This window comes from Paenibacillus sp. YYML68, assembly GCF_027923405.1.
Taxonomy (GTDB): domain Bacteria; phylum Bacillota; class Bacilli; order Paenibacillales; family NBRC-103111; genus Paenibacillus_G.
On the sequence record NZ_BQYI01000001.1, the window covers coordinates 4,856,766 to 4,880,738 of the forward strand.

At 59.2% G+C, this 23,973-nt stretch carries 18 protein-coding genes; 2 read left to right on the forward strand and 16 right to left on the reverse strand.

Annotated elements, in window-relative coordinates:
* Positions 1 to 197: 197 nt before the first annotated feature.
* From PAE68_RS21740 to PAE68_RS21765, 6 genes are all read right to left on the reverse strand, one after another.
* On the reverse strand, positions 198 to 1,724 hold the full coding sequence (locus tag PAE68_RS21740) for a TIGR02679 domain-containing protein (RefSeq protein ID WP_281890467.1): 1,527 nt from the start codon (positions 1,722 to 1,724) through the stop codon (positions 198 to 200).
* Complete coding sequence (locus PAE68_RS21745) at positions 1,721 to 5,905, reverse strand: TIGR02680 family protein (RefSeq protein WP_281890469.1); 4,185 nt, start codon at positions 5,903 to 5,905, stop codon at positions 1,721 to 1,723. Before PAE68_RS21745 ends, PAE68_RS21740 begins: the two co-directional genes overlap by 4 nt.
* Positions 5,905 to 7,158 carry a TIGR02678 family protein gene (locus PAE68_RS21750; RefSeq protein WP_281890472.1) on the reverse strand — a complete coding sequence of 418 codons (1,254 nt, stop codon included), beginning with the start codon at positions 7,156 to 7,158 and terminating at the stop codon, positions 5,905 to 5,907. Before PAE68_RS21750 ends, PAE68_RS21745 begins: the two co-directional genes overlap by 1 nt.
* Positions 7,151 to 8,659, reverse strand: coding sequence for a TIGR02677 family protein (locus PAE68_RS21755; RefSeq protein ID WP_281890473.1), 1,509 nt, complete (start codon positions 8,657 to 8,659; stop codon positions 7,151 to 7,153). The genes PAE68_RS21750 and PAE68_RS21755 overlap by 8 nt, the downstream gene beginning before the upstream one ends.
* 153 nt (positions 8,660 to 8,812) lie before the next feature.
* The gene (locus tag PAE68_RS21760) at positions 8,813 to 9,454 is read right to left on the reverse strand and encodes a response regulator transcription factor (RefSeq protein WP_281890477.1); all 642 of its coding nucleotides are present in this window, start codon (positions 9,452 to 9,454) and stop codon (positions 8,813 to 8,815) included.
* Between the two features lie 82 nt (positions 9,455 to 9,536).
* Positions 9,537 to 11,675, reverse strand: a complete 2,139-nt coding sequence (locus tag PAE68_RS21765) for a histidine kinase (protein WP_281890480.1) — start codon at positions 11,673 to 11,675, stop codon at positions 9,537 to 9,539.
* 244 nt (positions 11,676 to 11,919) lie between these two features.
* Here PAE68_RS21765 and PAE68_RS21770 point away from each other — a divergent pair, with 244 nt between their 5' ends.
* The gene (locus PAE68_RS21770; protein WP_281890482.1) at positions 11,920 to 12,492 is read left to right on the forward strand and encodes a hypothetical protein; all 573 of its coding nucleotides are present in this window, start codon (positions 11,920 to 11,922) and stop codon (positions 12,490 to 12,492) included.
* Positions 12,493 to 12,622: 130 nt separating this feature from the next.
* On the opposite strand, the gene PAE68_RS21775 is transcribed toward PAE68_RS21770, so the two are convergent.
* The 9 genes from PAE68_RS21775 to PAE68_RS21815 all read right to left on the reverse strand — a co-directional run bounded on the left by PAE68_RS21775 (position 12,623) and on the right by PAE68_RS21815 (position 22,408).
* Positions 12,623 to 13,129, reverse strand: coding sequence for a GNAT family N-acetyltransferase (locus tag PAE68_RS21775; RefSeq protein WP_281890484.1), 507 nt, complete (start codon positions 13,127 to 13,129; stop codon positions 12,623 to 12,625).
* Positions 13,130 to 13,224: 95 nt separating this feature from the next.
* Positions 13,225 to 14,370 (reverse strand): cysteine synthase family protein, encoded by a 1,146-nt coding sequence (locus tag PAE68_RS21780; RefSeq protein WP_281890486.1) that lies wholly within the window; start codon positions 14,368 to 14,370, stop codon positions 13,225 to 13,227.
* A gap of 73 nt (positions 14,371 to 14,443) precedes the next feature.
* Positions 14,444 to 16,051: an ABC transporter ATP-binding protein gene (locus tag PAE68_RS21785; protein WP_281890487.1), complete on the reverse strand. Its 1,608-nt coding sequence runs from the start codon at positions 16,049 to 16,051 to the stop codon at positions 14,444 to 14,446.
* 11 nt (positions 16,052 to 16,062) lie between these two features.
* On the reverse strand, positions 16,063 to 16,890 hold the full coding sequence (locus PAE68_RS21790) for an ABC transporter permease (RefSeq protein ID WP_281890489.1): 828 nt from the start codon (positions 16,888 to 16,890) through the stop codon (positions 16,063 to 16,065).
* The gene (locus tag PAE68_RS21795) at positions 16,883 to 17,854 is read right to left on the reverse strand and encodes an ABC transporter permease (protein WP_281890490.1); all 972 of its coding nucleotides are present in this window, start codon (positions 17,852 to 17,854) and stop codon (positions 16,883 to 16,885) included. Before PAE68_RS21795 ends, PAE68_RS21790 begins: the two co-directional genes overlap by 8 nt.
* Before the next feature lie 12 nt (positions 17,855 to 17,866).
* Positions 17,867 to 19,477, reverse strand: coding sequence for an ABC transporter substrate-binding protein (locus tag PAE68_RS21800; protein ID WP_281890491.1), 1,611 nt, complete (start codon positions 19,475 to 19,477; stop codon positions 17,867 to 17,869).
* A 45-nt stretch (positions 19,478 to 19,522) separates the two neighbouring features.
* Positions 19,523 to 20,326, reverse strand: a complete 804-nt coding sequence (locus PAE68_RS21805; RefSeq protein WP_281890494.1) for a class I SAM-dependent methyltransferase — start codon at positions 20,324 to 20,326, stop codon at positions 19,523 to 19,525.
* A gap of 4 nt (positions 20,327 to 20,330) precedes the next feature.
* Positions 20,331 to 21,152 (reverse strand): Rossmann-like domain-containing protein, encoded by an 822-nt coding sequence (locus PAE68_RS21810; RefSeq protein WP_281890495.1) that lies wholly within the window; start codon positions 21,150 to 21,152, stop codon positions 20,331 to 20,333.
* Positions 21,149 to 22,408 carry an ATP-grasp domain-containing protein gene (locus PAE68_RS21815; RefSeq protein ID WP_281890497.1) on the reverse strand — a complete coding sequence of 420 codons (1,260 nt, stop codon included), beginning with the start codon at positions 22,406 to 22,408 and terminating at the stop codon, positions 21,149 to 21,151. The genes PAE68_RS21810 and PAE68_RS21815 overlap by 4 nt, the downstream gene beginning before the upstream one ends.
* Positions 22,409 to 22,640: 232 nt before the next feature.
* On the opposite strand from PAE68_RS21815, the gene PAE68_RS21820 reads away from it, so the two are divergent.
* Positions 22,641 to 22,901, forward strand: coding sequence for a hypothetical protein (locus tag PAE68_RS21820; protein ID WP_281890499.1), 261 nt, complete (start codon positions 22,641 to 22,643; stop codon positions 22,899 to 22,901).
* Between the two features lie 179 nt (positions 22,902 to 23,080).
* On the opposite strand, the gene PAE68_RS21825 is transcribed toward PAE68_RS21820, so the two are convergent.
* Positions 23,081 to 23,953, reverse strand: coding sequence for a restriction endonuclease (locus tag PAE68_RS21825; protein ID WP_281890501.1), 873 nt, complete (start codon positions 23,951 to 23,953; stop codon positions 23,081 to 23,083).
* Between the last annotated feature and the right edge of the window lie 20 nt (positions 23,954 to 23,973).

Genomic DNA, 23,973 nt, shown 5'->3' on the forward strand with positions numbered 1-23,973 from the left:
AGCAAGCATTCCAACCTATCCGTGGAACTAGAAAATTCGTCACCCTATGACACGAGCCCCACTCAAAACCAATACATTTACATAGTTCTACATTAGGGAATTAATCCCTTCTCAGTAATGTTAAATATATTTAATGAATAATTGACTATCATAAAAAAAAGAGCCTGCCGCAGCACATGCGTCATAGCTCTCTACATTTATACCAAATCGCCTATTAACGACTTCACCCACAGCTCCTGATGCAGCTTCACCCCCGTATCGGCCATCACCCGACTGAGCTCCTCTGCCCAGCTGCACATGGACTGCTGCACTCTAAGCCGTTCCGCCTCGGTCATCCGCATACCTCGATGCACGTACTTCTTGTATACCTCCATATCCATATGCCAGGGTAAAAAAGCTTCCGGATACCGCCGCTGCAAGCCTTGTGCGATCACGAGACCACTCGGGTCCAAATCACCGGCATAATGAAACCGTACGTCAGGATGGCCTGACGTCAGCCAATCGAGCAGCTTCAACACGGCTGTCGTCGGCTGACCGTTGCCGCAGATGATGACAATCGAAGCCTGCGAGCTCACATGACCTGAGGCTGCGGGGGCTCCTAACGAGGCGCGCAGCTCCCGAAGCGCAAGCGCATCGACGAGCTCGGCGAATACCGAAGGATTTTCGACCATGTACAGCTGCTGCAACCCCATCTCAACCCCTGTCCGCTCCGTCAGACGCTCTACCTGTCGCAATGTAAGAACGCGCTCCTCACATTCTCCGAACAGACCGGGCGCACATAGCATCACCTGTGAGGACACATCATCGTCTGCCACACCTCCGCGTCGGTACCCTTCCCGAATCCAGATCGCCTGCGAGTCTTGTAGCTCCGCCGCCAGCTCCACAGCCGCATCCTCCTCCTCCATCGCATGACCCGAAAGGAAGCCGCTTACCGACGTCAGCCCCCACCAGAACAACCGTCCGAGCGGCTGCTTCCAATCGAGCGCATGCGCATCACCGGTCACCTCCGCTGACAGAATCGGCAGCCGAACCGGACTGGAGCCATCGGGTTGACCGATCACCTCGATGAGCGCAGCCAGGCAGTGGCGAAGACAATGACGAGCCTCCTCCGGCGACCTCGCGAACACGCGCCGCAGCGTGCGGGCACCCGGCGATGTGCCGTCCAAGAGCCCCTGCACCCAGCGCAGCAAGGGGGCTTTACCTTTACGAGCTGCACCGATACTCATGTTCTGGCTCGTGTTCATACTCACACTGCCGCTTAAGCTGTCGCAGCGACATTTACCGGAGCTACTGCCATCGCTACCGACGCTGTCTCCGTCGCCGATCGAATCAGCCAGCAGCATCAGCCCCGACTCCTCTAGCGCCGATGTCACGACCTGCGCCCACTCGGCCTCCTCCAGCTGCTGCTGCTCCTGCCGCGTGCGCACCGACTCGCCGCCGTTCAGCACGGTCAGCAGCTCAGCAACGGTGAGCGCGAAGCGACTCGCAAGCAGCTGCTGCTCGAACTTACGAATCGAATACCGCTTCGTCTCATTCGGCACAGGAACGCTATACGTCGCATAAAACTCGTCCAGCACGCGGCGTTCCTCTTCGGATAGGCTCACCAGCGTTACATACCCGCGAGCGCCCGCAGTCGATGAGCGGTACTGCCGCTCCAGCTGCGCGAGGAACCGTCGGAACTCAGGTCGTCCGAAGTAGCGCTGTACCGCCTCCAGCTCGCTCACTGCGCGTCCGCCCCTTCAGCTGCCGCCGCAATCGACTCCAGCCGTCTTCCATTCCAGCGGTAGCGGAATACGGTCACATAGCTCGCATCCTTCGGACGGTAGATCTCGCAGATGCCGAGCTTCGGCACCGTATCGTAGCAGCCCCACAGCACCTGCGACGTCATCATGTAGTCGAAGTCCATCTCCGTCAGCAGACCGAACAGATCGCGGATATTCTCATCATCGACTCCGGCGAACGCCTCGTCGAGCGAGATGATCTTCGGCGCATCCGGGCTCGCATCCGCATAACGGGAATACGTAGCCGCGAACAGAGGAATATACATCGACATCGCCTTCTCGCCGCCGCTCAGCACGTTGAAGCGCGCATCGGTCAGCTCGCGGTACTGCGTCTCCTCGCCCTTCTTGTAGCGCAGAGAGAACTGGAACCACGACCGGTAATCCAGCATGTCGTAAATATGCTTGCGCAGCGCCTCGCGCTCCTCAGCTGCTCCCTGCTTCGCCCACTGTACCCGCGAGCGGAAGTGTCCGACGAGCCGCTCCACCTCATCGTCATGCAGCAGATGCGCATCCTTGCGCAGCAGCGCGACCAGCTCGTCGCTGTTCAGCTCCGACTCCGACTGAGCCGCCTTAGGCAGCCACTGCAGCTGCAGCTTCAGTCCGCTCGACGTATCGCGCTCAGCCATGAGCCGGTTCATCGTCTTCATCCACAGCTCCGCACGCTGAATGCGCTGACGGATCGACTTACCCACGCTTCGCAGTATAATCTCCTCGAACAACTCCCGATCCTTCTCACTTAACAGATTCTCCTGCTCGGTTAAAATATCGCTCATCTCGGCGAGCAGCGCCGCCGGCTTCTGCGGTCGCGTCCGGTCGCGCAGCGACATGAGCGTGATCCGACCATACTCGCTAATCTCCTGCTCGAGCACATATTCGCCGAGCAGATGCTTGGCTGCATTGTATTGATCCTGCAGTACGCCGCTGAGCCGCTCGCGGTTCTGGCGAGAAGCAGAGGGCTCCAGCTGCGCGACGATCGCCTTGCAGGCGGAGAGCCATTCGGCGCGTTCGTCTCCGAGCGTCTGCCCCATGACCTCGGGCACAAGCTGCAAGCGCCACTCCTCGCTGAACAGGCGCACGCGACGCGCAAGCTTGTCCGATGCCTCTTGCACCTGCGTCGAGAGTGCTGCCTTACGCTCCTGCAGCACACCGACCCGCTTCGCAAGCGCGACGAGATCGTCTGCCAGCTGCTTCTGCGCCGTCTGCAAGGCAACACGACGATCCTTCAGCCCGCTGATGCGGGCGTGCAGATCGCTGATCCCGAGCTCCTCCATCAGCTTGCGCAGCTGATCGACCTTGACGCGCAGCGAGAGCAGCTTCTCAAGCAGCGTATCGCGATTCTCCTCCTCCAGCTCCACGACCTCGGCATGAGACTTGGCCTCGTCCTCATACCGCTTCGCCTCCTCCGCCTTCTGGCGGTATTCTCGCCAGTCGGAGATGAGCGTCGAGACGCCGTCCATGTACGCGGCGAGCGACTGAACGGCCTCTTGCAGGTCGCGAAGCGTCTTCAGGCGCGACCAGTCCGCGCAGGCGGCGATGAGCGCCTGCTTCAGCTGCGACCAGTGCTGCTCCTTGCTGCGCAGCTGCTCGGCCATCCGATTCTCCTGCTCCAGCAGGAGCCGGAACCTCGCCGTCGCCTCATACTGCACGCCCCACGCCTTGCGAAGGGCTTCGTGGTAGCTATCCTTGATCGGGAACGCTGCCAGCTCGCTCTGCACAGCTGCGGCCTTCGCTTCCACTTCGCCGATACGCTCGCGCAAGCTAGCCAGCTCCGCCTCACACCGCTGCATCTCCTGCACGAGACGCGCAATCTCAGCCTGCTTGAACCGCTTCCGCGCTTCCTTGCCGATATATTGCGCCTGATGCGCTGTGCCGTCCACCTTCCCGACGACAGCGCCCAGCTGGTAATAATCCCGTCCGACGACCATCGCAGCCGCGTCCGTCGCAACGGTCTGCGGGCTGTAGCTCTCGCCCCATGCGAACGAGCGCAGCACTGCCTCAATCTGCTGCCCGGTCAGCCCACATTCCGGCGAAGGGAGCGGCTTCAGCATATCAGCCAGCGTGTAGCCCCAGTCGAGCGGCTGTGCGGTGATCCATACCTCTTCTGCGTCTCCCTGAAGCTGCACAGCCGCTTGCTGGCCGTCAGGCCGAATCCACGCATCGAGTATGCCGCTCTGCAGCAGCGCATACTCGATGCTCGCCTGCTGCTCCGACCCGATATGCGCATGGAACTCGCACACCTCATATAGCGGCGCACCGTAGCCCGGGGCGTACCGACTGCGCGTCCTTGCCCGCGCCTCTGTGCGCGCAGGCTCTGGCTCGCGCGACTGCTCCCAAGCGCGCTTCTCTGCAGCGAGCGCGGACAGCTCCGCCTCGAGCAGCTTCACCTGCTGCTGCAGCTCGAGTCTCGCAGTCGTCAGCTCCTGCCGCTGCTGCTCTGCCGCCTCGCGGGCAGGCTGCAGCACGGCATCGACCGCCTGCTGCTCGTACGACAGCCCACTGCTCGCGGCGAACATCGCCTGCACCGCCTGCTCGCTCAGCTGGAGCTGCCGCAGCGACTGCTTCCATTCGAGCATGCGTTCCTTCCACGCGTGCAGCGCCGACTCGGACGCCTCCTCTGAATCGCGCATGTGCCGCTCGGCCTGGTCGCGCTCGGCGCGCATCGCGCCGAGCTGCTTGTCATACTCCGCGACGAGCACGCCCGCTTCGCGCTCCTGCTCGGCAAGCCGAATCGCAGCCTGCAGCTCGCTGCGGTGCGTCTCGGCATCCTTGCGCCATGCGGCTGCAAAGGCGACGTCCTCTGGCGGATCCGGACTCCAGTACTTCGCATAGACGCCGTGGTACCCGAACTCGATATCGCCGGCCAAGCCTTCCAGCTCCTCGAGACCTTCCCTCTGCTGCTCCAGCAGCTCACCCTGCAGCTTACGCGCCTTCTCCGCTGCGAGCTCCGCATTCTCGCAGCTGCGCAGCGCCGCCGTCAGCCGCTTCTGCGCCTGATCGGCATACTGCTCCGTATCACGGTGCTGCTGCTCCGCCTGCTCCAGCTCCTTCTGCTTCTCCATCGCCTCGCTGCGGCCGAGCAGCTCGAGCTCCGTCTCGACCTCCAGCTGCTGCTCGCGCACGGCCTGCTGCTGCTGCTGGGCGTCTGTCTCCCCTTGCAGCGCACCATCCAGCTCCTTCGACAGAGACGACAGCTGCCGCTGCACCGTCTCCTGCTCTGCGCTCGCCGCCAGCAGCTGCTCGCCGCTCTGATACAACAGGAACCGATTATATTGCTCATAGCTGCGATTCAGCTTCTCCAGCTCGTTGCGGTGCAGCTTCAGCTCCTCGAGCCGATCCGACAGCTGGTCCATATCCTCCATCACCTCGGACAACGGACGCAGCTCCTCCTCCTGCAGAGGCGGCAGTGCCTGCACGAGAATGTCGTATATAGCAGTCGGCTTCACGTCCTTGGACAGCTTCGGGCTGCGCAGCTGTACGAGCAGCTGCAGCAGGTCCGTATATGCCTCCTTGTCGTAGTAGCCGAACAGCGACCGGTTCACAAGATCCCGATACGCACGCTGCTCCTGCACGACCTGTCCGCCCGCGCCGATCCGCTCCTCCAGCGTCTTGCGGTCGAGCGGATACTTCCCCTGTCCCTCCAGCTCGAGCACGCGGTCATACAGCCAGAAGTCATGATTGATACGCCGTCCGTCCTCCAGCACGAAGCCCCAGAAGCCGACCTGGGCCATGCCGCGCCGCGCCCGCAGACCAATACCGATCGTCTTGTAGATGCCCTTGCCGGGATGGTAGAACTCCAGCCATAGGTAGCCTGTACGGTCGCTATGCTCCTCCTTGTCGCCGAGCAAATAATACTCAATCTTCCGATCCTTCGAGCCGAACGGATCGAGCCGATGCGGTCGCTTGTCACCATCCAGCACGAGCGGCACGAAGCTCTGCATCGTCACGGACTTACCTGCGCCGTTCGTTCCCCGCAGCACGAGGCGGCCTTCCTCGAGGCCGAACTCCTCCTCCTCGTAGAACCAGAAGTTCAAGATACCCGCCCGGTTCATCTGCCAGCGGTTACGTTCCTTCTGCTCCTCCTGCACGGCTTGTGCAGCCGTTTCTTCATGTATATATGAGTCCATCACGACGTTGCTCCCTCCTCCTCATCGAGCGAATAATCCGCATTCCATCTCGACACGACCGCCGACACGACGAACCGCTGTCTCGCTTCGCCGTCTCCGTCTTGTCCGAGCCAGCTGCCAAGCTTCCACTCTGTCATGTGCTGGGTCAGCAGGTCCGCCAGCTCGCCAAGCCCCATGCTCCGATGCTCCTTGCTCCAATAGTCGCTGTGCCGCTGCTGCAGCTTGTACAGCAACGCCTCAACATCGGTGCGCGTCAACTCAACCGTCCCTTGATCGGTCACATAGCAATCGTTGCGACCGATTGCTCGGCGCAGCTCCCCGGCGAACAGCAGCACGAGGTCGGAGATGGCGGCAGCGGTCGGGAACAAGCTGCATTCTCCAGTCAGCTCCGGGTAGAAGAAGAACAGTCCTTCCCGATAGCGGCTCCCTTCAAGTCCGAGCATGAATTGAAGATTGTCCATAATCGCTCGACGCTGCGTCACGACATAATACAGATCATCGCTGTGCCATTCCCGGTCGGCCACAGCGGGCTCGATAAGGAGACGCCGGTAGACGCGATGCCGTCTTTTGCGAAGCTCACCCTCTACTGTCTCCGGGTATACGACCTGCTCGTTGAAGTCTTCGAGCTTGCCGTACTGCTTCAGCTCCTTCGGGTAATACCGCAGCACATACCTAGCCGATGGCGAGCACTCGTACAGCACGTTCTTGTCCGTATGATGCGCCCAGTCGGTCTCATCGCCGTCGACGTGCACGAGCACGCCAAGCTGACGCAGCTTCTTCAAGGCACGCACCATCGACAGCCGCTGCTGGTAATTCTCCCAATCCATCTCAACGCCCGTAGCCTTCAGCTGCTCGCTCACCTGCTCGACGATGTCGGTCAGCACGAATTGATCGAGCTCCGTCTTCGACTCGAGATACCAGAGCGCGTACGTGAACAGCGCATAGTCCCGCACATCGCGAAATTCCGGGAAGCCCATCCACGGCTCAGCTGCGAGCGGAGCCTTGTCCAGCTTCGCCATCGTGCGCGTCAGCAGCAGCACGAAGCCCGTGTACTCCGCGAACCAGTCGCGCAGCTCGGTGTACTGGTCCTTGATCCAGTAGAACAGCTCGGCATCGTCTTCCTTCGTAATCCAGGGACGGTTCAGCAGCGCATGTGCGCACGCTCGGCGCCGCTCGTTCCACTGCTCCGCGTCGGCCTTCTTGTTCGAGCGCATACGCCGGATCGCATAGGAGGTCGTTCCGCCTCTAGCCATGCAGCGTCCCTCCTTCCGTCACCTCGATGGAATAGTTGAGCATGACCAGATCGCCATCCTGGCTCTGCAGCACCGCCTCGTCCTCCGGATCGTCCGGCAGCTTCACTGCGATCCGGTAGCCGTCGGCTGTCACGAACGATCTCGACGCCGTCGCCGTGCATCGTCCGATCCACTGCAGCAGCCGCATCCGCTCCTTGCCCTTCAGCATCGGCAGATCGGCAATCGCGGTCAAGCCGTATCCGCGCATCTGCTCGACGAATGCCCGCTCCTCAGCCAGCTGCGCCTCGACCTGCTCGCGGTACGCCTCCCGCTTCGCCGCATGGCTACGCATCGGCTCCGACGCCGAGCGCACGGACCGCTTGCGGCTGCGGGTGCGGATGAGGCGCACATTGGGCGGCTCGTTCCACGTCGAGGCGTCCGCCCGCTCCGTCTCACGCGCATCGTGCCCTTGCAGGTGGCGCGTCGCGAACAGCCCGAACGCATAGGCGGCCAGCCGATGCGCCTCCAACACATCGTCGAGCTCGGCGAAGCGGCGGCCGAGCGTCTCCAGATCGTTGCGACGACTAACGCCGCCTCGTCTGCGCTCCTGCAGCCGCACGGCGCTGCGGACGACCTTGGCGATCGCTTCCTTCGTCGCTTTTTCCAATAACGTTAATTCGCTCAGCTCACTGTCGCTTCCGATGAACCAGCGTCTAAGGTTGCTCCAGCCTTGGGAGAACTCCAGCCATAGCTCCTGCTCGGACTTGCCCTCCTCGAGTCGCGGCTTCCGCAGCTCGTCCGCCAGCACCTTCTCCAGATACAGGTCCCTCAGCCCGTCTCCGATGCGCAGCAGCTGTCCCTCGATCTTGTATGCGCTCCGCTGGAGGCTCTTGACGAAGTGCTGGAGGTAGTTGACGAGATTGTCCTTCAACGCAAGGAAGCCCTCGGTCGCCATCATCTCATCGGCCTGAATCGAATGAATGCTCGCGATGAAGTCCGCCGCATTATCATGCATCGTCTTGAAGGCGACGTACAGCTTCTCCCAATTGTGCAGCGCTTCACCCAGCTCGAACAGATCGGCCCGCTCCCGAATCTCATGCACGCACGCGGCGATCGTATCGAAGTACGTCGTCTCGAGCGAGCCGCCGTATCCCTTCACCTTCTCCAGCGTCTCCAGCATCCGCTCAATCTCGATCGAGTACGGTGTGAGCAAGTACTGGCTCTTCTTGCGCATATATTCCTCAAGGGACAGCGCCCGACCGCCGTCATGGCGAGAAGCGAGGTTGCCCCAGTTCTTCAAGCTCTCCAGATCGGACATGCACTGCTCCAGCGTGTACCCGTCCAGCACACCGAACGCTAGTACACCCTCGTATATTTCCTCCGGTCGCAGCCAGTACTTCAACCGCTGGTACTCCAGATAGATGAATCGCATAATCGCTCGGTACCGCGCGACATTCGTCGCTGTCAAGTAGCTCAGCTCCGGCACAGCTCGCAGCCCGGCCGGCGTAACAATAGGTTCCACGACGCTCCGCCCTCCTTTTTATCCTATTATTGTATCAAGCCTGCTAGGGGAAAGCGATCCCTAATTCATGTCATATCATAGGAAAAAGACGCCGACCTGTCAGGTCAAGCGCCTCATGATTCATGGTGAAATCTTATTGCCGCACGCGACCAATCAAGGCTCCCGCGTCTCCTTCAGCAGACGGCTCGCCTCATGGCGGTCGGTGACCTGCAGCTTATTGAGAATTGTCGAGACGTAGTTCGCGACGGTCTTCGCGCTGATCATAAGACGAGCTGCAATCTGCGCGTTCGTCTCGCCCTCCGCGAGCCGCTCGAGAATGTCGAGCTCCCGTCGCGACAGCTCGGCGAGCGCCGGATGCTCCGTCGTGGCGGCAGCCTTCGGTGCGGAGAAATAGTACATCATCCGCGAGGCGATGTCTGAGCTGAACACAGCACCGCCGCTGCCAACGATCCGAATCGATTGCAGCAGCTCGGCCTCGTCGGCATCCTTGAGCACGTAGCCCTTCGCTCCTGCCCGCATCGCGGTGAATACAGACTGATCGTCCTCGAACATCGTCAGCACGAGCACCTCGATGTGCGGGTGCTTGTCCTTGATGAGCCTTGTCGCCTCGATTCCGTTCCTTCCCGGCATACGAATGTCCATCAGCAGCAGGTCTGGCTGCAACGCCGCCGCCAGCTCCAGCGCTTCATCACCGGATGACGCCTCTCCGACGATCTCCAGATCGTCAGTCGTGCTTAGCAGATTCCGCACCCCGCTGCGGAACAGCGGATGGTCGTCGGCGATTACGATTCTCATGCGCAGCAGCTCCCTTCTCTATGAAGTCTGATTCTGATCATACAGGTCGGACCCGTGCATTCCTCACAGGCCATGCCCACAGCTACCGCGGCAGCACCGCGAGCACTCGCGTACCTCCCCCGCTACTGCGCTCAATCGAGCACTGCCCGCCAAGCTCAGCGACCCGCTCCCGGATCGACTGATGGCCGATGCCTGTCTTGTCGGCTTTAGCAGCAGCGACAGCAGCTCCAATATCGCCGCTCCCGTTATCCGTAACCTCTACGATCAGCTGCTGCTCCATCGAGACGTCGAGCCTCACCGTACAGCTCGTCGCCTGCGCGTGCTTGATCACATTGACGACCGACTCGAGCACGATGCGATACGCCGCGACCTCTACAGCCGCAGGCAAGTCAGGCAATGGATGCGGCGCTTCTACTCGGACGCGCAGCGGCTCGCTCCCCTGCTCCTCAGCGAGCAGCTGTACAGGCTTCAGCAGCTGATGAATGCGTTCTTGTATTGCGCCGATGAGCCCCAGCTCATCAAGCGCCGGCGGACGCAGGTCATGCACCATGACTCGAATATCATTCACCGTCGCACGGATCATCTGCCGCAGGTCCGTCAGCAGCTCTAACGCCGTTGCAGGGTTCTTCTCGACATACTTCTGAGCGGTCGACACGTTGAGCGCAAGCGCAGCGAGCCTCGGCGCGAGATCATCGTGCAGGTTGTTACGAATCTGCCTGCGTTCCTCCTCCCTCGCGAGCACTAGCCTCTCACGGGATTGCTGCAGGTCCTCGGCCAGCAGCTTCATGCCGAGCGTCGTACTCACGTTGTGGACGATCGGCCCGGCTTGCCGCAGCAGCACATCGAGAAGCTTACCGTCCTCCGCCGTGAACGATTCACCCGGCGAACGGCTGGCGATGTACAGGGTACCGAGCTGCTCGCCTTGATGAATAATCGGGTGGGCATGCAGCTTTTCCATAGGTATAGACACTCCGGACGAGGCAACCACCTTCGAGTGACTGCCGACACCTATCGAGATGGAAGCATGCGGCAGACGCAGCGACTCGCGAACGGTTCGTACGACAGCATCCACCATCGCTTCCGGCAGGAGCGGCTGAATGAGCTGGTTGCCCAGCTCCAGCAGCACCGCATACGGATCATCGTGCCGTCCCTTCATCATCCGCTTAACCCTGCGCTGGAGCCATTCCTTGAGCGGCGCGAACGCCACCGCAACGAAGCCGGTAGCCAGCAGCTGCACGACAAGTGAATCTCTGGTACCGAACAGCTGCCCCAAGTATAGAACAGCGCTGACATACAGCAGCACGACGCAGACAGACAATGCCGCGTAGACAATCGTCCTCACGACTAAGGGATCGATGTTCCACAGCCGCTGTCGTAACAATGCAATCATCAGTGTGATCGGGATCGCTGCCAATGAGGCATTCAGCACGGCGTTGAGATACACGTACGTGAGCGCGGAGCCATCATGGAAGGCGGGATCGAACAAAATGCTCATGCTGACGAAGCCGACCACTCCGATCGATACACCGTACACGACCCACTTCGTCTGCTGACGCTCAACAGGACGGGACACGTACCGGAACCGATACACCTGCGAATAGATGAGGATTACGGTGGAGCCGACATACCAGACGAGCTGCACGTAAGCAGACATCTCAAGACTTGACCAGAGCTGACCACGATACACCAGCTGCAGCACTCCCACAGCGACGACCAGCAGGAAGACGAAGCGTGTCCAACCCGGAACGAAGCGCCCATCTGGAAAAAGAAAAATAAACAGCGACAGCAGCGCCCACCCGAGCGTCGAGATCAGCATGAACCATAGCTCCGCCAGCCCATTGCCCGCTGAAGCGGTCATGGCAAGCGACGGGAACGAGGTGCCGAACGCAACCATCGCCGCAGCAGCCAATAGACCCATCGGCTCGCGGTACGCCTTCCACAGCATGACGCCCGACGTCGCATAGAATACGAACGTGAAGCCGCTGTCGATCAGCACGAGCAGCAAGGCGTACCCCTCCAAGGCAAGCCCACCGTCAGGAATCGTCATCGGGGCGACCAGACTGCCGCAGCCTTGCAGGATGCACCGACTCACCATAGCCTCGTAGTAGCCCGGAATACTGCTCATATAGGTAAACATCGTCAAGATGCAGAACGTAATGACGATGAGCTGCAGACCGCCGCCGAGCAGCCTCTGTTTCAACCTGTGACTGTGAGCCTCCATAGCCTCCATCTCCATACACTGCACGCCTTTCCAGCACCCTTATCTTATTACCTTAGATTATAGCCGTCACCATGTCGGTTGAATACGGTTGTGCAGCAATTTCCCACCTTGCCTCCGAACGATTCCTGCGCATTCCCGAATACTTCCCGATGCCACTTGGGAATGATGCTCTATTCGCTGGGAATTGGCGTTCGGTATGATACGTTCATAAGAACACGCAAGCACAATGAGGAGGGTATTCACGATGAACGAAATGCAAGTTATCCGATGGCTCGGCATGGTCTGTATTGCAGCGGGTATTACCCGTATCGGTATGACACCTTCAGCCATTATCTGGGGAACAGACAGCCCGCAGGAGCTGACCTTCGGCTTAATCGCCTGTGTGCTGATGTCGGTCGGCACAATCGCCACCTATATGGTGCAGTCCCGTGAAACCGGAGTGACCGGCTTCATCACGACGCTCGCGATCATCGTTGCGAACATCTTGACGACGGCGATGGTATGGGGGCAGCTGACCGCAGAGCCGGGTGCGGCTCTGCCTGAAGGAACAGTCGTCAACATCTCGAGATTGATCATGATGATCGGTCTGATGGGAGGCTCGCTACTGTTCGCCATTCTCACCTTCCGTGCGAACGTATTCCCCCGCTGGGTCCCAGCGTTGCTCATTCTGATGCTGCTGAACACCTTCCTACCTGTGGCAGACAACCAGTTCTTCGCTGCCTTCTGGGGCATCGCGTATGTCGGTATGGGCTACTGCATCTGGACAGGGAAGCTGCGTCCGTCCGTTGAGCGGCAGAGCCAGTCGCTCGGCGCGTAGCCTGTCACTTGCGCCCGCACCGTGCAAACCAGCAAGGCACCGACCGCTGATGGTCCGTGCCTTAAGTCTGTATACAGTCACAATGAGATTCAACGGCTCCTATTCCAAGCCGCTGACTATCACCCTACGTCTACGTAAGCCTCTTACCCATATGCACGATCTGCTGCGTCTCCCAATACAGCTCCTCATAGCCTCTCGAGGTCCAGAACGGGAACCCGCCCGGCAAGTAGACCGACGTGTGCAGGTAGCTCTCCTGGTAGCCCGCCTGCCGGGCATAAGCCTCTGCGCCTGCATAGAGCTGCGCGCCAACCCCTCTCCTGCGCCAGCTGTCGTCCACGTAGAAGCGGCACATCTCGCAGACCGGCCCTGCCCCGAGCAGCCCCTGCATATATGGGAAGCGATCGTTATACGGTCGAACCGATGCCGCGCCGATGATCCGCCCTTCCACATCCTCAGCGATCAGAAAGGACGCATCGCCCGGCCTTATATACGTCTCCTCGAAATGCGCGAGGTCATCCGGATCGGGATTATACGCACCCGCCGGATACAGCTTATTCATCATTCCCATGACAAACGTACGGACAGGTTCAATGTGGTTGATATCCGCAGGCGCTACGCGATATACGAATTCCTTCATTATTTACACGTCTCCTGCTCCAATATATACTCCTCAGCTTCACGAGCCAACGAGCTATAGCCGCAATCGTTGTCCGCAGCTTGCATCCCTAACAGCTAATCGATATACAGCGAGCTGGCCTGCCCGCTATGCCCCCGTCCTACAGCCATCAGCTCGGCGTTCATGCGGAGCGTCGAGTCTGGCACCTCCAGACTGGAAGCCAGCTCCCCCTGATAATTCGCCTGACTGGCGGGACGCTCGCTCCAAGGCTCCAGCTGTGCGGCCATGCTGCGGATCGTCGTCATGTCGGCATAGGTGGCGAAGCCCTGCTGCTCCATCCACTCGTCGTTGAATAACGTATGAATATAACGCTCGCCCCCGTCGGCGATCATGCAGACGATCCGATCATCAGGACCGAGCGACTGTGCCGCCTTCAGAGCGACCAATGCGCAGGCTCCGCTCGACGGACCGATCAGAATGCCCTCGTGACGCGCGAACGCCCGCGCAGTGAGGAACGCTTGTTCGTCCGTTATTTTATACGCACAATCGACAAGCTCCATATTCACGTTCACGGGTGTCCAGCCAAGACCGACGCCGGGTATGCGATACGATTCGGAATGCCCTCCGAAGATGGCCGAACCGACGGCATCGACGCCGATCACCTGCACCTCAGGGGCGAATGCCTTCAAGTACCGCGAGATGCCGCCGAGCTGACCACCTGTGCTGACCGCCGTAATGAACACCTTCAGGCGGCCGGAGCAGGCGTCCACGATTTCCCGGGCGGTGCTCTTGTAATGCGCCTCGCTGTTCAACAGGTTGAAGCACTGGTCCGGACGGTACGCATTGTCAATCTCCCTGGCCAGCTTGTTCGCGAGCGAGATGCGTGTCTTATGGTAGCTGCCGCAGTCATCCTTCTCCGTGACGACGATGACCTCCGCGCCGAAGCTCTTTAAGAGCGCCAGATTGGAGCTGGTCGTCTTCGGATCGACGAGAATGATGACACGGTAGCCCTTGGCCGCACCGATCATCGCTAATGAGATGCCGAAGTTGCCGCTCGAGGACTCGATGATTGTGCCGCCAGGCTTCAGCAGTCCGCGCCTCTCCGCCTCCTCGATGATATACATCGCAGCGCGATCCTTGATGCTGCCGCCCGGATTGTAACGCTCGTACTTGAACAACACCTGCCCTTCATCCTTGCGGTTGCTGTTCGGAATCGTGATGAGCGGTGTATCGCCAATCGTTCCGAGTATGGTCGATATCATAGGTCCTCTTGCCTCCTCAGCGTATTGTAGCGTTCACCTTGCCTTATTCTGGGCTCGTTCTGCTCTTCTATCGTTACAGCCCTTCCTCCAGCTCGCCCGCACACCTCAGCAGCTGCTGTGTATACGTGCGCTCACTCTCGTGCAGCAGCTCCCCTGCTCTGATCTCGCTGATGCTTCCCTGCTCCATGACTGCGATCTGGTGACAGAACGAGCGAAGCACCCGAATATCGTGAGAGATCATGAGGATCGAGAAATCAAATTGCTTGTGCAGCCGCTGCAGCAGTCGTAAAATTTGCGCCTGCACGCTCATATCGAGCGCTGATACCGCCTCGTCGCAGATCAGCACGTCTGGCCCCGAGACGAGCGCTCTGGCAATCGCCACGCGCTGGCATTGTCCTGTGCTCAGCTCAGGCGGCCTTCTCCGCTGCGCCTCCACGCTGATGCCGACCTCATGAAGGTAGTAGGCAGCCATCATCTCCCGCTCCTTGCGCTGCCCGATCCGCATGTAGTCCAGCGGCTCCTGCACCAGCTGCAGCGCCGTACGACCGGGATGGAGACTCGCTCTCGCATCCTGGAACACGAGCTGAATATGTCGGGCCAGCTCGCGTCTTGCCCGGCCCTTCAGCCCGGCAATATTCGTCCCCCGGTACTTCAGGATGCCGCGGTCCGGCAGCTCTAGTCCAGTGATACAGCGAGCCAACGTCGACTTGCCGCTTCCGCTCTCCCCGAGAATACCGAGAATCTCACCCTGCCCCAGCGTAAATTGAACATCGTTCAACACACGTCCAGAAGGAAACGTCTTGCACAGCTCGAACGCCTCCAGCACCGGCTCGCCCCCCGACGTCGTTGACCTTCGAGCGCGTGTCGCCTTCGTAATCGGAGAGCGGGAAGCGAGCAGCTGCTTCGTATAGGCGGCGCGAGGAGCCAGGAACACCGCCCTCGTGTCGCCCTCCTCCTCGATGCTTCCCCGATTCAAGACGATCACCCGCTGACTAACCGCATGAGCGACGGCAATATCGTGGGTAATGAGCAGCACCGTCAGCCCGAGCTCCGCCTGCAGACGCTTGAGAACGTCGAGCACTTCCTTCTGACTCACCGTATCGAGAGCCGATGTCGGCTCGTCGGCAATCAGCACCTTCGGCTCCAGACATAGCGTAAGCGCCAGACAGATTCGCTGGCACATGCCTCCGCTGAGCTCGAACGGATATCGATTGAGCAAGCTTCGCCCATCCGTGAAGTTCAGCCGGTTCAAGAAACTCACAGCAATGGTCGCGACCTGATCGGCGGTGGCGATACGATGGTAGAGCAGACTCTCCTTGAAATGGTCACCGATCGTCAGCATCGGATTGAGCGCCTGCCGGGCATCCTGGAACAGCATCCCCAGCTTCCTCCCGCGCACGGCGGACCACGCAATATTCGAGCGGGACAAGTCCGCCTTGAATTCGGCACCGATGCGCAGGCTCCCACCCTCGACACGCGCCGAAGGGGGAAGCAGTCCCATCAATGCTCTGGCCATCGTCGACTTGCCTGACCCGCTCTCCCCGACCAGCGCCGTAATCTCGCCCTTGCGTAGACCGAACGATACGCCGTCCAGCACCTTCACGGCATGCTTCACACCTTGCCTGTACGTCACGTGCAGATCGTCGACCTGCATCAACGGTTCGCTTTGCTTGAGCTGCATGCACAGTTCTCCTATAGCCTTGTAATTTCGTAAGGATCGAGCCGGTCCCGCAGCCCTTCCCCGATCAAGTTGAACGCCAGCACGGTCAGTATGATGAATACGGCAGGACCGAGCAAGATGTGCGGCGCTTGTAAAAAGTGATCCCGTCCGTCCGCCAGCATAGCGCCCCACTCGGGGGTGGGCGGCTGTGCACCCAGTCCGAGGAACGAGAGTGCAGACACGGACAAGATCATACTGCCCAGCTCAAACGTCGCAAGCACCAGTACGGGTCCCAGCGCTCTGGGCAGCAGCTCACGCACCATAATGGCCCGCGTGCCAGCCCCGAGCACGACTGCCGCTGCAAACGACGTCTCCTGCTTCGCCTGCAGCACGATGCTGCGGGTTAAGCGGGCGAAGGACACCCACCAGACCGCCGTCACGGCCAGAAGCAGGTGAGTGAGGCTCGTGCCGAACAGCGCAGCGATGACCATCGCCAGCACCATGAAAGGGAACGCCAGCAGCACGTCAATGAGCCGCATCAGCAGCCGATCCAAGATCGAGCCTTGCAGCAGCCCCGCTGTGAAGCCAGCGAGAAGCCCGATGCCCACAGCCGCTCCGAGTGCGGCGAACGAGGACAACAGCGTCGTCTGCCCGCCGTACAAGGCTCGGGACAGAACGTCCCTTCCGAAGCGGTCCGTACCGAACAGATGCGTCCAGCTCGGCTCCTGCAGCCGCTCCGAGGCACGCTGCTCCAGCGGGTCATACGAGGTCAGGATCGGTGCGCCCAAGACGAGCACAACGATCAAGACGAGCAGCACGAGCCCTGCGATCAGACCGACCGAGCGTCGGGCGCTATGCATACGCTTCAGCCCCCTTCTTCCGCGTCCGTCTAAGTCGCGGATCGACCAGCATATACACGACGTCGACTAGCAGATGAATGAGCACGATGAAGGCGACCATGACGAACGCATAGCCTTGAATGACCGGGTAATCCTTCAGCAGTATACTATCGAGCGCATATTTACCAATCCCCGGCCACGAGAACACACTCTCGATAACGACCGCACCGCTGATCAGCGCCGTCAGTGACAGACCCGCCATCGTCACAACAGGGAGCAGCGCGTTGCGCAGAGCATGACCGACGACCTGACGACGACCTAGACCTCTAGCTAAGGCCGCTAAGATGTACGTCTGGCCGAGCTCGGCGAGCATATTCGCTCGCACGACCCGTATGAGCGGCGGCGCACCAATCAGCCCAAGCGTCACGGCAGGCAGCCACAGTCTCGCGATGTCATCCTCACTGCTGATCTCATACACGTTCCACGTCACAGCGAACAGCGATAAGAGGGCAAGCCCGATGACGAACGCCGGGGTGGACGCAAGCGCCACGCAGAGGAAGCGGATCAGCCCATCGCTCGCCTTGCCCGCCCATAGAGCGGACAAGGCACCGATCAGCAGCCCTAGCGCAATCTGAATCGCCAGAGCAGCGAAGGAGAGCTGAATCGTAGCCGGGAGTCGTTCCGCGAGCTCGGAGCCGACCGGTCTTCCCGTGTGAATCGACTGTCCGAGATCCAGGCCGACCAGTCGCTTAAGCCACTCGGCATATTGAACAGGCAGGCTCTGGTCCAAGCCCCATTGCACTCGCAGCTCCTCCGCCTTGCGCTCATAGACCGTGGTATCGCTTGCGGCTACTTCGGTTTGCTGGCTCAGCAGCAGCGCAATCGGATCACCGGGCGCAAGACGCGTCAGGACGAAGATGATCAGTGTCGCCAGGAGCAGGGTCAGCGCCGCCTCCATTCCTTTTTTTACGAGCAGCTTAAGCATGTCTGTTCCCGCCTACTTGCGTTCGCTCGCAGCAGCGCCGGGCTGCAGCGTCAGACCCGCATTCACCACGTTCTCGAACTGGCGGAAGTGCTCCTCGAACCCTTGCAGCTTCTTGCTCACAGCTGTCAGCTGTGGACGTGGGAACAACGCGATGACCGGGGCCTGGCGTGCGACCTGCTCATTGACCTGCAGTGCCAGCTTCCGACGACTCTGATCGTCAGTTGCCTCCTTCAGCTGCGCCAGCAATCGACTCGTCTCCTCATCCACATAGCCGCCGTAATTGGCGCTTCCCTTCGGACCGTACTGACCGGTCAGCAGCGTATGCATATCGCCGAACGTGCTCCACGCCTCGATGAAGGCGTCCCACTCGCCCTTGTCTCGTGCCGCTTGAATCAGGCTGTAATCGCCGTGCCGCACCTCGGCCTTGACGCCTAGCTTCGTCCATTGGCTCTGCAGCGCTTCGCCCAGCGCCTTATCGCCTCCCCACGTCATCAGAGTCAGCGTAAGCGGCTGACCGTCCTTCACACGGATGCCATCCGCACCCTTCTTCCAGCCTGCCTCGTCCAGCAGCTGACCTGCCTTCGTCAAGTCCGTCTTGTCGTACACCGCATTCCTTGCCTCAGGGAAGCCAGGATTCGAGCCGAGCCAAGTCGTTACCGGTACGCCGTGGCCTTCTGCAGCTACGGCCACGAGCTCTTGGCGATCCAGCGCCCACGACAGCGCCTGTCTGACACGAGCATCCGCAAGCTGCGGCTTGCTGAGGTTCAGATAGATCGTCTGCGTGTTGGCAGCAGGCTCAGCTGATATACGTACGTCCTTATGATTTTTGAACTGGGAGAGGCTTGCCGCCGGAACGTTCAACGTGACATGACTGCGTCCGCTTAAGGCGGTGAGCACTCTCGTCTGACCGTCGCTGATCTCCTCGAAGACGACTCGCTTCAGCGTCGGCTTCGTGCCCCAGTAGCTCTCATTTACAGACAGCACCAGCTTCTTCTTGGACTCGAACTCGATTACCTTGTACATGCCTGTCAAGTCCATCGTATCCACCGCATCGTACTTCGCTTCCGCGTTATGAATCAACGTCTGATAGTAGGACAGGTTCAACGGTACAGGCACATGCGGGCTAGTCGTCTTCACCTGAAGCGTATAATCGTCCACCTTGCTGAAGGCAAGCTCCTTCAGGAAGGGCTGTGCCTGCGGGTCCTGTGCCCGCGAGCGCTCCAGGGAAGCGATGACGGCACTCGCGTCAATCGGCTTCCCGCTCCAGAACTTCGCACCAGAGCGCAGCTTGATCTCCCACGTCGTCGGGTCTACCGCCTTCGCGCTTTCCGCAAGAGACGGCACCGTCTGCCCCTTAGCATCGATGCGGAACAACGCCTCACCTGCTCCAACATTACGCAAGTAGCTGGAAGTCAAGGGCTTCACGGGGTCCAGAGATGCCGCGATTTCTTGACCGACGACGACAAGCTCCTGTTGCTCCGCCCCATTCGATTGACCTGCGACTGCCGCTTCTGTCGAAGCGTCCTTCGGTGCTGCCGTCTGTGTCGCTCCTGTGTTACCACTGCACCCCACAAGTGTAATTATTACGATTAATATTGCCATAGAAACAAATATATTTTTCATCCTGCTGTTCCTCCATCATGTAAGTTCGTGAATTGGTCTAGTTCGCTAATTCGCTATCGCAATAAGCTGCATGCGTCGACCGGTCAGCTCCCCGCTGAAATGAAGCGGCTCTGCGAGGTCCACCTTGGACAAGTGCGGCTCCGGCTTATCGAAGATTCGCACGAGCTTGAAGCCAGCAGCCGTCACATAGTGAGCCAGCTCCTGCGGAAATAACAGCCGATGCTTCAGATGCTCAACGATCGGCTCGCAGCCCTCGACCGTCCAGCAGTAATCCCGCTTCAGCAGCTGCTCTGCGAGGTCGATGCTGAAGCGTGTTCGCAGCGATACGACCTGCCCCTCATACGTTCGCTGCTCGGCCAGCTCCTCTGTCAACCAGCGCTGCCCCTCCTTTGTCAAGAAGAAGGCGGCGTTCCGCATATCGAGATACAACAGTCCACCCGTTCGCAGGTGCTTGCGGAAGCAGCTCAGACTCGACATGACCGCTTCGCTGCTGAAGTTGTACAAGAAGGTGCTGCCGACGCAGTACAACGCGTCAAACTGCTCGCCCAGCGCAAAGTCCGCTTGATCGCCATAGACGAACGGAAGCGACGGATACTGCGCTCTCGCCCAAGCCAGCATCTCCTCCGAATTGTCCAGTCCTACCGCGTCATAGCCGACGCTATGAAGATACGCGACCTCGCGACCCGGTCCGGACCCGATGTCCAGTACACGTGGCCCCGTCTGATATTCCTTCAGCAGCTTATGTATAAAATACCCCATGCTCGGATCCTGCTCACCGTTAAAGGCGAGGTATAGCGACGGGTTCGTATGAAGAAAGTTATCTGTATCCAGCTTCAATGGCGTCTGCATGCGGCTACTCCCTCCCACTCGTGTACGCGTATAGCTGCGTCACTCCAGCGCTGAACTGCGTGAAGGGGAAAGGCTCCGCGACGAGCGCCGTGACGCCTTGCTTCACGAAGGCCGCAATGACGGCGCTTCCCGTCTGTGCATACACGGTGAGCGGAATTCGCTTCTCCCGAGCGACGGTCACAATACGATCGAACGACCCGTTACTTAATGTCATCCCTGTGCAAATGATGCTGTCCGCCCGCTCCAGCACCTTCTCCATATCCTTCTCCACCGCATCGCCCCACTGGGTCTGCTCCAGCTGCAGGTCGCAGGGCAGGCAAGTGCCTCCACGCTGCCTAATCGCCTCAACAAGCGGGTTAACGACACCGATCAGCGCGACGTTCTGCGACGGCTGAATATTCGCCAGCTCCGCAATAAGCGCATCCCGCTGCTTCGCCTTCTCAATCGGCGTTCCGCCAGCAATGTCCTTAACAGCTGTACACTGCTCCTGATGCGGGCGAACAGCGCCGAGGTAAGCGTCCATCGCCGCAATCTGAACAGGAAGCCTCGGGTCCTGGAGGACCGTATCCAAGGTGCGCCCCGAGAATGAAGCAGCCATGCCCGGCTCCAGCTGATCGGACGTATGCGAGCAAGCGCCGAAATACGATTCCACTCTCAGCAGCAGGTAATAGTTGTGGTACTTGGTCGTCGAGCCAGGGAATTGCGTCGTCTGGTAGATGAATGACGAGCCTGTAACGGGCAGCGTCTCAGGCTTCGGACCGAGTCGGCCAGCGAGAATCGCTTCTCTCAGCTGCTCTACAGAGCTCAGCGTGTCGATCATATTCATACGGACACCTCGCTCGTGTCGAAGGTCAGCACGATACGCTGAAGTGCCGCTTCGGCATACGCTCTGGCGTTAAGCCCTTCCCGGTCGACGGCCACGACATGACCCAGATAGCAAGCATTATCGATCGGCGTCGAGATGCTTCGGCCTGCCGCATTCTCAATCTTGTAGCGTACAAGGTTGTCATCTGTCTCAAGCGTGTCGACCCCTTGAATATGCGTAAGATTGCCGCCTCGCGGAGGTACGAGGAACATGACGGCCGCACTCTGAATTCCGCAGTCTCGCGCCTCAAGGGCAGGCTTCCTTCCGAGAGACAGGTCGACGAAGGCATGAAGCAGGTCGATGTCCGTCACTCGCTTGATCAGCTCGACGATATAATTGCCCGCCGTCCGGGGATTAATCTCGACGATTCGCGGGCCATCCGCCGTCAGCTTCACCTCTGTATGGGCGATGCCGTGGTCATAGCCGACCGCCTGCAGCGCCTTCTTGACGTATTGCTCCACCTCGCTCCGCAGTTCATCGCTCAGTCTTGCTGGGAACATATGGCCGTTCTCGATGAAGTATGGCGTTCCTGTCACCGATTTGTCCGTCACGCCGAGTATCGTCGTCTCGCCCTCGTAGGAGATGCTCTCCACGCTGATCTCCTCGCCCTCCATATACGCTTCGAGAAGATAGGTGCGATCACGCGCCTGATCACGGAAGTTAAGCGGGAACGCCTCTAGTGCAGCATAAGCGTCCTTCAGCTCCTCACGATTACGAATGATGCGGACGAATGCACTGGAGGCGAGATCGACCGGCTTCATGACGAACGGATAACCGAGCTCCGCTGCAGCCTCCTCCGTCTCGACCCAGCTGTTCGCAAGCCGATAGCTCGGATTCGGAACACCTGCCTCATCCAGCGCTCGGCGCATGAGATGCTTACTCCTCACGTTCCTTACGGCCTCTGGGAACGGGCAAGGGAGGCTGAACGCCTGCGCTACCTCTCGCACCGTATCGATGTAATAGTCGCACACCGTAATCACACCATCGAACTTGTAGGCTCGCAAGCATTCGATCAAGCCCGGTACGTCGTTCGTCTCTGTAACCAGCACATCATCGGCATGCAGAATCACCGGATGCTTCTCTGTGCTGTGCGCACTCTGGTAATGCTCCAGCTTGCGCGTGACGAAGGTGTAGGTATGACCGAGCGACTTCAGCAGCGGGGGCAGCAGGCTGCCGCTCGCGCCTACCCAGCTTTCAATCATTAATAAATGTGCCATTATGTACCTCCTTAATCGTAAAAAATACTATTAACCCCGATTATACGACGCACCCTTTTCTTCGTCAACCAAAAAGTGGAGATGTCCTAACCTTGACTTCCCAAGCCTATTATGTATTTCTATGCAGAAGGAGGATCGACTAGGTCTATCCAAACTCCTTAGGCACCAGTTTATGGTTAAAACATGGTTGGTCGTATATACTGAGACAATAGGGTATGAGAGGAGAGGTCCCATGCGTAAGCGATCGCTTCGAGAAATTCAGTCCAAGCTCATGACAAATCAACCCGAAGTGAATATGGCCGTTGCTAAATTTCGCGAAAAGACGAGGGAGCAAGGCTGGTCCTTATCCCGAAACCGTCCGCGGTCCTCGGATGAAATTAAAGCGTTAAACTACATCGCTCGTATCGCCCTCCGAGAAGGACTGGAATCCGGTAAGATTCAATATGATCGAGAGAAGAGGGTGCTCCGGATTGAGCGATATGCTAAAAGCTAAAGAAGCCCTTGATCAGTTCCAGCCTAGAAGCAACGAAAAGGCACCGACAACTAGTGTCTGATGCCTTCTACTCATTAAATTCGAATTCGGTTGGAGCAAGCCCAAGTTAGCTGTACTGTGATGCACATGATGTATCAAGCGGTTATGTTGCACGGCTGTCGGCCCCCGCTCCAATCGTCCTAGCCAATGGCTGTCGTATGTCGACAATTAGGGAACTTGCTGCATCCCAGAAACTCCGTCCCCTGCTTACTCTTCCTACGCACCATCGGAGCTCCGCACTTACATGTCGCACTGCTCGTTGAGGCTGCTTCCTTCCTCCCTCGAGCCATCTCGGACTTCGCTACGGTTACGTCCTTCTCGATCGGCCGCGGCTTCTTGCTTGGCTGCCACTTGCCCCATGCCCGTAACTTCTGCTCCACAAGTGCGCCATGCCAGTAGTCCACCTTGAACTGTTCCGCCTCCTTCTTGGCAGGCGGCGTAAGGTCAGATGTTGTCACCAGCAACGACAGTATACAATCATGGTTTCTCTTCGCCCCTACCAGCTCACGAACGGTCATGACTGGAACGAGGTTATGATCGGCGTAGCACTTGGCTTGAACCGCTGTCTTCTCACCACGCTTATCCACGATAACGAGGTCGACCCCGCCATCATTCCCGCCTACCCCCACTTCCTTGACATTGTAGCCTTGATCGCGGAAATAAAGGGCAAGCAGCCGTTCGAACTCGGCGCCCGACAGGTCATCCAGCCTGCTTGTAAGAATAATCTCGTCGGCTCTGCACACCTTGGACGCTCGTCTAGTTGCGCTGTGAGCAGACTTGGTAGCAGACCCCTTCTTCGGCTGCGGCTTCTTCGACTTTTTCTCCTGACGTCTACTGCGTATCCATATCGATCCGAGGATCTCAGCCACAAGAACGGATCCGAATAGAATACCTACGAAGAAGCCCCAGTGCAGTCCTGGGATGTTGAAGTATATCGCTAACCCGCCAAGAATGAAGATTCCTCTGAAGAAATATGCAATTTGCCTGCCCTCTGCATAATACGTTCTAGCCATATGATCCTCCCAGAAGCTTC